The sequence below is a fragment of the Dechloromonas sp. CZR5 genome, from assembly GCF_008711155.1.
Lineage (GTDB): Bacteria > Pseudomonadota > Gammaproteobacteria > Burkholderiales > Rhodocyclaceae > Azonexus.
The window spans coordinates 543,766-555,562 of sequence record NZ_VUYQ01000003.1 but is presented as its reverse complement, the minus strand read 5'-3'; the positions used below and the strand labels follow the sequence as shown (position 1 = coordinate 555,562).

Annotated in this window: 14 protein-coding genes; 7 read left to right on the top strand and 7 right to left on the bottom strand. The window is 60.9% G+C overall.

Annotated elements, in window-relative coordinates:
- Positions 1–4 precede the first annotated feature (4 nt).
- From F1002_RS11555 to F1002_RS11525, 7 genes are read right to left on the bottom strand one after another with little or no spacing between them, the layout of a single operon-like run.
- Positions 5–274, bottom strand: a complete 270-nt coding sequence (locus F1002_RS11555) for a phosphopantetheine-binding protein (protein WP_150429164.1) — start codon at positions 272–274, stop codon at positions 5–7.
- On the bottom strand, positions 271–1,488 hold the full coding sequence (locus F1002_RS11550) for an ABC transporter permease (protein ID WP_150429163.1): 1,218 nt from the start codon (positions 1,486–1,488) through the stop codon (positions 271–273). The genes F1002_RS11555 and F1002_RS11550 overlap by 4 nt, the downstream gene beginning before the upstream one ends.
- A 3-nt stretch (positions 1,489–1,491) precedes the next feature.
- On the bottom strand, positions 1,492–2,403 hold the full coding sequence (locus F1002_RS11545) for an ABC transporter ATP-binding protein (RefSeq protein WP_150429162.1): 912 nt from the start codon (positions 2,401–2,403) through the stop codon (positions 1,492–1,494).
- Positions 2,403–3,392: a BtrH N-terminal domain-containing protein gene (locus tag F1002_RS11540; RefSeq protein WP_150429161.1), complete on the bottom strand. Its 990-nt coding sequence runs from the start codon at positions 3,390–3,392 to the stop codon at positions 2,403–2,405. The genes F1002_RS11545 and F1002_RS11540 overlap by 1 nt, the downstream gene beginning before the upstream one ends.
- Positions 3,392–3,787, bottom strand: a complete 396-nt coding sequence (locus F1002_RS11535) for a hypothetical protein (protein ID WP_150429160.1) — start codon at positions 3,785–3,787, stop codon at positions 3,392–3,394. The genes F1002_RS11540 and F1002_RS11535 overlap by 1 nt, the downstream gene beginning before the upstream one ends.
- On the bottom strand, positions 3,777–4,928 hold the full coding sequence (locus F1002_RS11530) for a beta-ketoacyl-ACP synthase III (protein ID WP_150429159.1): 1,152 nt from the start codon (positions 4,926–4,928) through the stop codon (positions 3,777–3,779). Before F1002_RS11530 ends, F1002_RS11535 begins: the two co-directional genes overlap by 11 nt.
- On the bottom strand, positions 4,912–5,862 hold the full coding sequence (locus tag F1002_RS11525) for a dialkylrecorsinol condensing enzyme (protein WP_150429158.1): 951 nt from the start codon (positions 5,860–5,862) through the stop codon (positions 4,912–4,914). The genes F1002_RS11530 and F1002_RS11525 overlap by 17 nt, the downstream gene beginning before the upstream one ends.
- Before the next feature lie 158 nt (positions 5,863–6,020).
- Between F1002_RS11525 and F1002_RS11520 the strand changes: the two genes are divergently transcribed.
- The 7 genes from F1002_RS11520 to F1002_RS11490 all read left to right on the top strand — a co-directional run bounded on the left by F1002_RS11520 (position 6,021) and on the right by F1002_RS11490 (position 11,586).
- The gene (locus F1002_RS11520) at positions 6,021–7,658 is read left to right on the top strand and encodes a CTP synthase (RefSeq protein WP_150429157.1); all 1,638 of its coding nucleotides are present in this window, start codon (positions 6,021–6,023) and stop codon (positions 7,656–7,658) included.
- Positions 7,658–8,494, top strand: coding sequence for a 3-deoxy-8-phosphooctulonate synthase (gene kdsA, locus F1002_RS11515; protein ID WP_150429156.1), 837 nt, complete (start codon positions 7,658–7,660; stop codon positions 8,492–8,494). Before F1002_RS11520 ends, kdsA begins: the two co-directional genes overlap by 1 nt.
- Positions 8,494–8,802, top strand: a complete 309-nt coding sequence (locus tag F1002_RS11510) for a DUF1330 domain-containing protein (protein ID WP_150429155.1) — start codon at positions 8,494–8,496, stop codon at positions 8,800–8,802. The genes kdsA and F1002_RS11510 overlap by 1 nt, the downstream gene beginning before the upstream one ends.
- Positions 8,803–8,838: 36 nt before the next feature.
- Complete coding sequence (gene eno, locus F1002_RS11505; protein ID WP_150429154.1) at positions 8,839–10,122, top strand: phosphopyruvate hydratase; 1,284 nt, start codon at positions 8,839–8,841, stop codon at positions 10,120–10,122.
- Between the two features lie 6 nt (positions 10,123–10,128).
- The gene (gene ftsB, locus F1002_RS11500; protein ID WP_150429153.1) at positions 10,129–10,413 is read left to right on the top strand and encodes a cell division protein FtsB; all 285 of its coding nucleotides are present in this window, start codon (positions 10,129–10,131) and stop codon (positions 10,411–10,413) included.
- Positions 10,414–10,498: 85 nt separating this feature from the next.
- Positions 10,499–10,969 carry a peroxiredoxin gene (locus tag F1002_RS11495; protein WP_370452163.1) on the top strand — a complete coding sequence of 157 codons (471 nt, stop codon included), beginning with the start codon at positions 10,499–10,501 and terminating at the stop codon, positions 10,967–10,969.
- Between the two features lie 122 nt (positions 10,970–11,091).
- Positions 11,092–11,586: a peptidylprolyl isomerase gene (locus tag F1002_RS11490; RefSeq protein WP_150429289.1), complete on the top strand. Its 495-nt coding sequence runs from the start codon at positions 11,092–11,094 to the stop codon at positions 11,584–11,586.
- The last annotated feature ends 211 nt before the right edge of the window (positions 11,587–11,797 follow it).

Below are 11,797 nucleotides of genomic sequence, written 5' to 3'. Positions count from 1 at the left end.
GCGTTCAGCCCCGGCTGGCCAGCCAGCCTTCCAGATGTTCGGCCAGGTTGGCGACGTTGGTCAGGATCCGCCGGGTTTCCTTGCTGTCCGGCAGGCGCAGGCCGTATTGCTTCTTGATCGCCATCGAGACTTGCAGGGCGTCGAGCGAATCGAGCTGTAGCGGTGCTTCCGGGCCGAACAGCACTTCGTCGTCGGTGATGCTAGATGGGTCGCAATCCTTGTCGCAGGCTTCGACGATCAGGGCTTTCAAGGCAAGACGGAGTTCGGCGCTCATGCGGATTGACGATGGTTGAGCCAGGTTGCGGCGGCCAGGGCGGCCACGGCGAAGGCGAGCAGTTGGAGAACGGGAGGCAGGATGGCGGCGAACCCGCCATGGCGCAGCATGACCGTGTGGAAGCCCTGCAGCCCCCAGGCCATGGGCGAAAACTCGGCCAGTGTTTGCATGGCGGCCGGCATCATGAACTTGGGCACCATGATGCCGCCGATGGCGCCCATCAGGATGTTGCCGACACCGCCGATGATCGTCGCCTGCTGGGTTGTTCTGGCCAGGCTGGCGACGAGCAGGGCGCAGGCGACGGCCGCCAGGCTGACCGCCATCGATACCAGCCACCAGTTCAACAGGCCGATGCCCTGTGGCATGACCAGTGCTTCGCCACCGAACAGCGGCACGACATAGAGCCCGACACCGACCATCAGCGCTGCCTGGATCTGGTTGACGATGAAGAAGGGCAGCAGCTTGCCGAGCAGTACCAGGCGGAAGGGCAGGCCCATGGCGGCCAGACGGCTCAGGGTGCCTTGCTGGCGTTCGACGATCAGGATGGCGGAAATCGGGATGACCACGAAGAACATGGCGAAGACCAGCCAGGCCGGCACGTTCTGCTGCACGGACGACGGCGGACGGATGCTGTGCTCGTTCTGCACGGCGACGGTGACGATCTCGTCCGGCCAGTCGCGGTCCGGTGCGTTGGCGGCGCTGGGCAGGCCGAACAGCTTGCCGGCCTGGCGCGTCAGTTCGTCGGCGCGCAGGGTGCCCAGTGCAGCGCTGGTCTGGGTTCGGAAAGCCAGTTGCAGGACGGGGTTCAGGGTCGGGTCGACGAGCAGGCCGAGCGGCTCGGTCGGCTGGCCATCGGCGCCCGCCGGGGCGAGCAGGCGTTCGCCGAAACCCTTGGGCAGTACCAGGACCAGGGCGTAGCGCCCGTCGCGAATGGCTTGCCGTGCCGTGTCAGGGTTATCGACACTGGCGATGTGGCGGAAACTGCCGGCCTTGTTCAGGCGTCGGATCAAGGATTGCGAATGCGGGCTGTTGTCGAGATCGACGATGGCGTAGCCGACATCGATGGCCGCACCGGGCATGAAGGCGTCGTGCAGCGCCATGGTCATGACCAGGATGAAAATCACCGGCATCACGAACAGGGCGGCCAGGCCGTGCCGGTCGCGCAGCAGGGCCAGGGTTTCCTTGCGCCACAGTGCCTTGAGTCGGGTCATCATCGCTTAGTCCCGAAGCGAGCGCTTGGTGAGGCGCATGAAGAGGTGTTCGAGGTTTTCTCGACCGACTTTCAGTTGCTGTACGGAGCAACCCGCATCGGCCAGGGCGTCGAGCAGGCCGGAGAGGGCCGTCGGTGTGGCCAGTTGCAGGCGGTATTTCAGGTTGCCTTCGGCGATGGCGGCATGTCGGGCAGCCAACTCCGCTGGCAGTTCGGCGCCCAGTTCCAGTTCGACGATCGATTCCTCGCAGCGCAGCAGGGCATCCAGCGCGCCTTCGGTCAGGACCTTTCCCTGATCAATGATGGCCACCCGCTGGCAGATGGCTTCGACCTCTTCCATGTAGTGGCTGGTGTAGATCACGGTGGTGCCGCTGGCCGGCAGGCCGGCGATGGCGTCGAGCAGGAAGCGGCGCGATTGCGGGTCGACGCCAACCGTGGGCTCGTCGAGGAGCAGAACCTGTGGTCGGCCGAGCAGGCCGATAGCCAGGTTCAGGCGCCGGCGCAGGCCACCGGACAGTTGTTCGGCCGGTTTGCCGGTGACTTGTTCAAGGCGGGCGAAGGCAATGGCCGCGGCGATCTGCGCCTGCCGTTCGCGTTGCGCCAGGCCCAGCGCGCCGCTGAAGAAATCGAGGTTTTCGGCGACGGTCAGCATCGGGTAGAACGCGTAATCCTGTGGTACCAGCGCAATGGCGCGCGGCTCGGCGGCACGGGCTTCGGTCAGCGGACGGCCGTTGAAGGTGATGCTGCCGCTGGTTGCTGTCTGCAGGCCGGCGAGGATGGAGATCAGGGTCGTCTTGCCGGCGCCATTGGGGCCGAGCAGGCCGAAGACGCCGCCGGCGGGGATGTCCAGGGTGACGCCATCGAGTGCCGGCGTGTCGGCATCCCGGTAGGAAAAGGAAACGCCTTCGATGCGCAGCATCACGCGGCGCGGCGCAAGTCGCGGAAGAAGGCCTGCTCGCGATCGGCGATGGCACGCAGCTTGTCGGCCAGTTTCGGTGGGTACAGCGGGTCGCGGTCGCGGATCATGCGCGCCGTGGCCAGCGCGAATTCACGCCATTCATCGCCGATGTCGATCAGTTGTTCGGCGAGCTCACCCAGCGCCGGGCGGCCGAGCAGGTCAGCCGCCTCTTGCAGGAAGCTGGCATAGATGAAGCGGAAGCCACCGCCGCCGGTGCCAATTTCTTCCTGCATGCGGACGACCTGGCCGATGAACATCTTGCTGTGGGCGGCATCGGCACCCGTATCAAGCTTCTCGATGGCCTTGGCCAGCCAGCGGATGCCACGCACGCCGATGATGGGCAACGGCGCATCGAGCATGATGCGCGTCGTCTTCGTGATGGCGGCCGGCAAGACCTTCTGCCAATCCGGCGTCTGAGGCGTACCCACCGGGTAGTAAAGCAGTCCCTTCGGCGCCAGCGCCCCCTTGGCAAAGCGGGCGCGTTGCAGGTCAGCCGGCGGGCAGGTGACGACTGTTTCGGCCACCGGGTCGGAGAGGCGGTAGTCGCCCGACGCCTCGCGGCCAAAGGCCAGAACGTTGTGGGCGTTGAAGTGGAAGCGCAGGTCTTCCGGCAGGTAGGGTAGCCAGAAGACGGAGGTCTGCAGGCCAACCAGCTTGCCTTGGTCGAGCAGTTCGTTCAGACGGGTGACGCCGGCGGCCGGGTTGCCAAAGGTCTCGAAGCGCATTTTCAGGCCGAGCGGCTTTTGCAGCCCCTTGATGATGGCTTTGGGCGGCATCCGGTAGGCGACCAGCGGCAGGCCGTTGATCTTGATGATCGGCAGGTAGGCGAAGGAAAGCGCCGAGGACAGCCCGAAGGTCATCGGCTCGGAGAGTGGCAGCCCATGGTGGCGCAACATCGCCGACATGACGCCGCTTTCGCAGTGGGAGGCCTGGCTGTGCTGGAATTCCATCAATCAACCTTCTTCAATTGCTCGACGCTGAGTCCCATGGCATCGGCGTAGGTCGCCAGCAGGGCCGGCGAGAGCCTGGCGAAAATGGCCGGGCGGAAATGGCGGCGGATGCGCCATTGCCAGATGCCGCTGGCCTGCGCCAGTAGCGGCACGTCCATGCGCACCCGGTACATGTGGTATTCGAGTGGCGAGGTCTGGCCAGCCAGCACACGCTGGCGGGCCTCTTCGGTCAGGCGCAGCAGGTCGTCGACGGCCTGTTTGGTGACGATTTCCTCGACTTCCCAGCCGGCCGACTGGACGATGTGCAGCTTGCCGTCGGCACCGCGGGCGTACATCGCCTTGCGGTGGCCGCCGAGGGTACTGTTGCCTTCCTGGGGGACTTCGCTATCCAGCATGGTCGACGGCCGTCAGGTGCATCAGCGAACCGGTGAAACGGCCGCTCTCGGGGACGAAGCAGAGCAGGCGGTCGCCGGCCTGCAGGCGACCGCTGCGGAAGAGTTCGTCGAGGATGATGAAGATCGATGCCGAGCCGGTATTGCCCTTGGTTTGCAGGTTGGTGAACCATTTTTCCGCATCGATGGCGAAGCCGGCATCGGCCATGTAGGCGGCCAGCGGCTGCCGGAAGTATTCGGAAGACATGTGCGGCAGGAACCAGTCGATCGCTTCGGCAGCCAGGTCGCGTTCTGCCCGCGCCTTGGCCAGCGGCTTGCCGAAGGTCTGCTCGACGATGGCTTCGTTGAGCAGACGGACATCCTGCTTGACCATGAAGATGGACTGTTCGGTCCATTCGTTGGCGGCGAATTCCTGCCAGCCGCGGAAGCGACCGTCGGGTGTTTTGTCGCCACCGGCATACATGCATACCGGCATGCTGTCGGCCTGCGACTGGATGTCGATCCAGTCGATGCGCAGCGACAGGCTCTCGCGACGCGGTGCGTTCTCGACCAGGAAGGCACCGGCACCGTCGGACAGCATCCAGCGCAGGAAGTCCTTCTCGAAGGCGATCTCCGGGTTGTCTTCCAGCTCGGCCACCCGATGCGTCGATTCCGGTTCGTAGTGGCGGGCAAGGAGGCCGCCAGAGGCGCGTTCCGATCCGCTGGCCACCGCTTTGCTGGCCAGCCCTGCCATGACCGCCATCGCCGCATATTTCAGGGCGCTGATTCCAGCCGCGCAGATGCCGGCCGTCGATACCACCTCGCAAGGTGGAATACGCAACTCGCCGTGCACCATCACCGCATGGCTGGGCATCAGCTGGTCGGGGCAAGAGGTGCCGCAGGCCAGCACATCCGGCGCGCCGGCGTCCAGGCGGCGAATGGCCTCGGCCGCGAGCGCCGCGTTCGAGTGGGTGAAGGTGCCGGTGGCCGGGTCGATGGCGTAGTGCCGGCTGCGGATGCCGTTGTTGCGCAGCACGACGCGCCGGGCGCGCGACGGCTTGCCGGCGATCAAGCCAAGCACCTGTTCGATCTCGTCGTTGCCTACCGGCGCGTTGGGCAAAAAGGAAGATGTGCCGGTTATATAGGCACTACCGCGACTCGTCATATTTTTCTAGATTGAATTCCTCGGACCCGCTCGGTAGTTCCAGCTGAGCGCGCAGCCCCTCCAGGCGCGATTTCAGCAGCGGGGAAAGCAACCATTGTAACAATAGGCTGGTGGGAACGACCGTCAAAACCATCACAATCAGATAAACGGAAAATACCAGCAGGATGGGGCGTCGCTGCCAACTGCCGCGTTGGCCGAAGGCGCGGATCAGCCGCGACCAGACGCCGAAGGCGCGCCGTCCGGCGCGTTCGCTGATTGCCAGCCGGGGATTGACGGTGACGGCGCGCAAGCCGGCAAGCATGGGTTGGCCGGATTTTTCGGCATTCCGGTCCAGCGCATCGGCCATGGCGCGGCCAAAACGGCTGGCGCGCCGGATTTCGGCCGGGGCGATGCCGGCGGGCGGCATCCCGAGAAAAGAGTCGCGCTTGCCGGTCAGCACCCAGCGCGGCGTCGTGATGAATGTGGCCAATGGATGCCCGCGGTCGATCAAGGCAATATGGTCGCGCAAGTTGCCGTCGGCTTCGGCAATTAGCTTCTGCATGGTTTCCTGCGCCGACAGCCACATGTTGCGGCAGGCGACCAGCGTGACGACCGGTTTGCCACGGATCAGGCATCTGCCGGCCTCGCTGCGCAGGAAGGCTGTCATCGGCAGCGCGGGGGACAGGAACCACACCTGGTAGCACAGGATGACCAGATCGAAGTCGGTGTCGGCAGCAACGCTCAATGGTTTGAGCGGCGGTGCGTCGAGTTGCACGCATTCGGGCATGGCGTCGACAAAGTCGACGATGGGCCATGGGAAGGGGTAGGGTGTGGCCGGAACCAGTGTTTCCAGATGCACGCGATGGCCGGCTTCGCGCAGTGGGCCGATCACTTGCGCGGCGATGTCGGAAAGCTGTCCGGTTTGCGAGTAATTGACGACGAGAACGTGCTTCAAGTTGGCTTCTGGCGGTGGATTCAGGGCGGATTCTAACAAACGGAAAGGGGGCGTTGTCGCTCGGTATCTATTCGATTTGAATGCCACGAAAAGTCGACGTGCTTGGGGATTTCCGAGCTTATCGGCTATGATTCTGCTTTCCCGCAGCCTGTCTTTCCATGACCAAATTTGTTTTCGTTACGGGTGGTGTCGTGTCCTCTCTGGGCAAAGGCATCGCCGCCGCGTCGCTCGGGGCCATTCTGGAATCCCGCGGCATCAAAGTTACCCACCTCAAGCTCGACCCCTACATCAACGTCGACCCCGGCACGATGAGTCCTTTCCAGCACGGCGAAGTGTTCGTGACGGAAGATGGCGCCGAGACCGATCTTGATCTTGGCCACTACGAGCGCTTCACCAGCGCCAAGATGACCAAGCGCAACAACTTCACGACCGGCCAGGTCTACGACACCGTGCTCAAGAAAGAGCGTCGTGGCGAGTACCTCGGCAAGACGGTGCAGGTCATCCCGCACATCACCGACGAAATCAAGGGCAAGGTCAAGGCCGGTGCCGAAGGTGCCGACGTGGCCATCGTCGAAGTCGGCGGTACGGTCGGCGACATCGAGTCCCTGCCGTTCCTCGAAGCCATCCGTCAGATGGGTATCGAGGAAGGCCGCAACAATGTCTGCTACATGCATCTGACGCTGCTGCCCTACATCCCGACCGCCGGCGAACTGAAGACCAAGCCGACCCAGCACTCCGTCAAGGAATTGCGTGAAATCGGTATCCAGCCGGACATCCTGCTCTGCCGCGCCGACCGTTCCATCCCGGTCGAGGAACGCCGCAAGATCGCCTTGTTCTGTAACGTGATGCCGGAAGCCGTCATCGAATGTCTCGATGCCGACTCCATCTACAAGATTCCGGGCATGCTGCACGAACAGATGCTCGACGAGATCGTCTGCCACAAGCTGAACATCCTGGCCAAGGCGGCTGATCTGACCGTCTGGGAAAACCTGATCGTTGCCCTGGAGCACCCGCTGCATCAGGTGAAGATCGCCTTCGTCGGCAAGTATGTCGATCTGACCGAGTCGTACAAGTCACTGATCGAAGCGATCAAGCACGCCGGCATCCATACCCGTAGCCAGGTCGATATCGTCTATCTCGATTCGGAAGAAATCGAAAAGAACGGTACCGGCGTTCTTGAAGATCTCGATGCCATTCTTGTTCCGGGCGGTTTCGGCCGTCGCGGCACGGAAGGCAAGATTGAGGCGATTCGTTACGCTCGCGAAAACAAGGTGCCGTATCTGGGTATCTGTCTCGGCATGCAGATGGCCGTCGTCGAATTTGCCCGTAATGTGGCCGGTCTGAAAGATGCTCATTCAACGGAATTCGTTGCCGATACGCCTTACCCGGTCATCGGCCTGATCACCGAATGGCTGGACGCTTCCGGCAAGGTGGAAAAGCGCGGCGAGGATTCGGATCTTGGCGGAACCATGCGCCTGGGGGCACAGGTCTGCAAGTTGAAGGAGGGTAGCAAGGCACGCGAGATTTACGGCGCCGCCGAAATTACCGAGCGTCATCGTCACCGCTACGAGGTGAACAACACGCTGCTTGCCCAACTGGAAGAAAAGGGCCTGATCGTTGCCGGCCGTGCACCGGGCACCGAGCTGTGCGAAATGGTCGAACTGCCGGCCGAGATCCATCCATGGTTCGTCGCTTGCCAGTTCCACCCGGAATTCACCTCCAACCCGCGTCAGGGTCACCCGCTGTTTACGTCCTACGTGAAGGCGGCGCTGGCCAATAAACAGGGCAAGAAATAATGAAACTTTGCGGTTTCGAGGCTGGTCTTGACCAGCCTTTTTTCCTGATTGCCGGCCCTTGTACCGCTGAATCCGAGCAGCTTTGCCTGGATGTGGCCGGGTATATGAAGGAAGTTTGTGCCCGGTTGGGTATCAACTACATCTTCAAGGCTTCCTACGACAAGGCCAATCGCAGCGCCGGCACCTCGGTGCGCGGTCTGGGTCTCAACGAAGGCCTGCGCATCTTTTCGGAAGTGCAGCGCCAGATCGGCGTGCCGGTGTTGACCGATGTCCATGACATCGACCAGATCGCCCCGGTGGCGGCAGTCGTCGATGTTCTGCAGACCCCGGCCTTCCTGTGTAGGCAGACCGATTTCATCCATGCCGTGGCCTCCTGCGGCAAGCCGGTGAATATCAAGAAGGGCCAGTTCCTGGCGCCGGGCGACATGAAGAACGTCGTCGCCAAGGCGCGCGAAGTGAACAATGGTGCCGACAACATCCTGGTCTGCGAGCGCGGCGCGTCGTTCGGCTACAACAATCTCGTGTCCGACATGCGCTCGCTGGCGATCATGCGTGAAACCGCTTGTCCGGTGGTGTTCGATGCCACTCACAGCGTCCAGTTGCCGGGCGGGCAGGGTACCTCTTCCGGTGGGCAGCGCGAATTCGTTCCGGTTCTGGCGCGCGCTGCCGTTGCTGTCGGCATTTCCGGACTGTTCATGGAAACCCACCCGTGTCCTGAAAAGGCATGGTCGGATGGTCCGAACAGCTGGCCTCTGGATCGCATGGAAAGTTTGCTCGCTACCCTGGTTGCATTGGATAAGGCGGTGAAATCAGCTGGATTCGAGGAACTGAAGTAATGTCGGCCAAGGGCTATGTCGTGGCTGAGGTGAAGGTGCATGACGCCGACGCCATTGCCCGATATCGCCAGTTGTCTACCGCCGCCGTCGAACAGTACGGCGGTCATTTCTTGGTCCGTGGAGGCGCTTCCGAGATTCTCGAAGGAAAGTGGTCGCCGCCCGAGCGGATGATCGTTGTTGAGTTCGAGTCGGTAGCGCAGGCCAAGCGCTTCTACGATTCGGCCGAGTATCAGGCGGCCCGCAAGGTCCGCGAACATATTGCCGAAATGAACATGCTGGTCATTTCCGGTGTTGATAATCAAGTTTAATTTGTTCTTTCAACCTTCTGAAAATAAGGAAGAAATATGAGTTCTATCGTTGATGTTGTTGCCCGCGAGATTCTGGATTCCCGCGGCAATCCCACTGTCGAAGCCGACGTTCTGCTCGAATCAGGCGTCATGGGCCGTGCGGCGGTTCCGTCCGGTGCCTCCACCGGCACCCGCGAAGCCATCGAACTGCGTGACGGCGATGCCGGTCGTTACCTCGGCAAGGGCGTGATGCAGGCTGTCGAGAACATCAACACCGAGATCTCCGAAGCCATCATCGGCCTCGATGCTCAGGAACAGGCTTTCATTGATCAAACCATGATCGATCTCGACGGCACCGACAACAAGTCGCGTCTCGGCGCCAATGCCATCCTGGCTGTCTCCATGGCCGTTGCCAAGGCCGCTGCCGAAGAATCCGGCCTGCCGCTGTACCGCTACTTCGGTGGCATGAGCCCGATGCAGATGCCGGTGCCGATGATGAACATCATCAACGGTGGCGAGCACGCCAACAACAGCCTGGATATCCAGGAATTCATGGTCATGCCGGTCGGTGCCGCCAACATTCGCGAAGCCATCCGTTGCGGCGCTGAAATCTTCCACGCACTGAAGAAGCTGCTGAACAAGAAGGGCCACTCGACCGCCGTTGGCGACGAAGGCGGTTTCGCCCCGAACCTGGGCAGCCACGCCGAAGCCCTGCAGATCATCATGGAAGCCATCGAAATGGCCGGTTACGTGCCGGGTCAGGACGTGCTGCTGGCGCTCGACTGCGCCGCTTCCGAGTTCTACAAGGACGGCAAGTACAAGTTGGCTGGCGAAGGCCTGGAGCTGACTTCCGCTCAGTTCGTCGATTACCTGGCCAACCTGGCCGATCAGTTCCCGATCGTTTCCATCGAAGACGGCATGTCCGAAGCCGACTGGGACGGCTGGAAGCTGCTGACCGACCGTCTGGGTGACAAGGTGCAGATCGTCGGCGACGACGTTTTTGTCACCAACACCAAGATCTTCAAGGAAGGCATCAAGAAGGGCATCGGTAACTCGATCCTGATCAAGATCAACCAGATCGGCACCCTGTCCGAAACCTTTGCTGCCGTTGAAATGGCCAAGCGCGCCGGCTACACCGCCGTGATCTCGCACCGCTCCGGTGAAACCGAAGACAGCACCATCGCCGACATCGCCGTCGGCCTCAATGCTGGCCAGATCAAGACCGGCTCGCTGTCGCGTTCCGACCGTATCGCCAAGTACAACCAGTTGATCCGCATCGAAGAAGACCTGGGCGATACCGCTTCCTACCCGGGCCGCGAAACCTTCTACAACCTGCGTTAATCGCGCATGCGTTGGCTGACGGTCGGCCTTCTCGCAGCCATCGGCCTGCTCCAGTACCCCCTATGGGTGGGTAAGGGGGGCTGGCTGAAGGTGTGGGAATACGACCGTCAGTTGCAGCAGCAAAAGGAAGTCACCCGCAAACTGGAAATCCGGAATGCGGGTCTCGATGCCGAAGTCCGTGACCTGAAACAAGGCTACGACGCCATCGAGGAGCGTGCCCGCTTCGAGCTGGGCATGATCAAGCAGGACGAAACCTTCGTCCAGATTCCGGAAAAAATTTCCGGGAAATAATTCTCGAATTCCCGCCAGACGCAGTAGCCACCGGTATTTGCCTCCGCTAGAATCGTTCTCAGCCGTCCCCCCCGAGGAGAACAAAATGGTGCTCAAGGTTGGCGAACAAGCCCCTGTGTTTTCATTGCCGGATGCCGACATGGAGACGATTGACCTGGCACGGTATCAAGGCAAGCACATCGTTATTTTCTTCTATCCCAAGGATGGAACGCCTTGCTGCACAAAGGAAGTCACTGATTTTTCGGATCATGAAGACGACTTTCTTCGTCATGATTGCGTTCTGCTCGGCATCAGTCGGGACGATTGCCTGAAACATGCAGAGTTCCGGGACAAGGAGGGCATCGGAATTGAGTTGTTGTCGGATACCGAAGGCATCGTCTGCAAGCAGTACGGTGTCTGGCAGGCCAAGGAAGTCGATGGCCATAAGAAATTCGGCGTTTGCCGCTCCACCTTCGTGATTGACCGCGCCGGAACCATCCGGCACGCGCTGTATAACGTCAATTACAAGGGACATGCCCTTGATGTTCTGCGTCTGGTCAAGGAGCTCAACGCCTGAGCTTTTTGGGGGCAATGTTAAAATACGCCATTAGCGCAGATTCAAGGCTTGGCAGAAGCAGGTTGCAAGACTGGCGAGTTGCCGAGAATATCCATCAATACTAGGAAAGCCACAGAATGAACATGCTGGTTGCGAAGAACACCGTTATTACGCTCGATTACCACGTCAAGGATCCAGATGGCGAGGTGGTTGATGAAGGCCGCGAGCCGCTGGTTTACCTGCATGGTGGTTATGACGATATCTTCCCGAAAATCGAGGAAGCGTTGCAGGGCAAGAAGGTCGGCGAGTCGGTTCAGGTCAAGCTGCAACCGGACGAGGCATTCGGCGAATACGATGCCGAGATGGTCCAGATCGAGCCGCGCAAGGATTTTCCGAAGGAGCTCCAGGTCGGCATGCAGTTCGAAGGAGGCCCGGAAGACGGTGGCGAAGACGATTTCGTGATCTATCGTGTGACCGATATTGCCGACGACAAGGTCGTGCTCGATGGCAATCATCCGCTGGCTGGCATGGCGTTGTTGTTTACCTGTACCGTGACAGCGATTCGCCCTGCCAGCGAGGAAGAAATCGAGCATGGGCATGTTCACCATCCGGACGAGGACGGTGAAACCTGCCACTAAGGCTGCTTTTGGGCTGGCAGAAATACCCGCTGCGGCGGGTATTTTTTTGTCTGCGATTTGTCCAGCATGCATGTGTTTGGCAGCAGGGAAATATTGCATCAGAATTATTTATTGATAAATCAATTTAACAATATGTGATTATGTATTTTGCGTTATCTATTCGCGTTATAGTCTCTGGGCGTTGTTTAACGCCTTTCCACGGATGTCCCAA

Coding starts and splice junctions, on each gene's coding strand:
- ftsB (WP_150429153.1), top strand. CDS start 10,129: ATGCGTTGGCTGACGGTCGGCCTTCTCGCAGCCATCGGCCTGCTCCAG.
- kdsA (WP_150429156.1), top strand. CDS start 7,658: ATGAAACTTTGCGGTTTCGAGGCTGGTCTTGACCAGCCTTTTTTCCTG.
- F1002_RS11555 (WP_150429164.1), bottom strand. CDS start 274: ATGAGCGCCGAACTCCGTCTTGCCTTGAAAGCCCTGATCGTCGAAGCC.
- F1002_RS11510 (WP_150429155.1), top strand. CDS start 8,494: ATGTCGGCCAAGGGCTATGTCGTGGCTGAGGTGAAGGTGCATGACGCC.
- F1002_RS11520 (WP_150429157.1), top strand. CDS start 6,021: ATGACCAAATTTGTTTTCGTTACGGGTGGTGTCGTGTCCTCTCTGGGC.
- F1002_RS11550 (WP_150429163.1), bottom strand. CDS start 1,488: ATGATGACCCGACTCAAGGCACTGTGGCGCAAGGAAACCCTGGCCCTG.
- eno (WP_150429154.1), top strand. CDS start 8,839: ATGAGTTCTATCGTTGATGTTGTTGCCCGCGAGATTCTGGATTCCCGC.
- F1002_RS11535 (WP_150429160.1), bottom strand. CDS start 3,787: ATGCTGGATAGCGAAGTCCCCCAGGAAGGCAACAGTACCCTCGGCGGC.
- F1002_RS11545 (WP_150429162.1), bottom strand. CDS start 2,403: ATGCTGCGCATCGAAGGCGTTTCCTTTTCCTACCGGGATGCCGACACG.
- F1002_RS11540 (WP_150429161.1), bottom strand. CDS start 3,392: ATGGAATTCCAGCACAGCCAGGCCTCCCACTGCGAAAGCGGCGTCATG.
- F1002_RS11490 (WP_150429289.1), top strand. CDS start 11,092: ATGCTGGTTGCGAAGAACACCGTTATTACGCTCGATTACCACGTCAAG.
- F1002_RS11495 (WP_370452163.1), top strand. CDS start 10,499: ATGGTGCTCAAGGTTGGCGAACAAGCCCCTGTGTTTTCATTGCCGGAT.
- F1002_RS11530 (WP_150429159.1), bottom strand. CDS start 4,928: ATGACGAGTCGCGGTAGTGCCTATATAACCGGCACATCTTCCTTTTTG.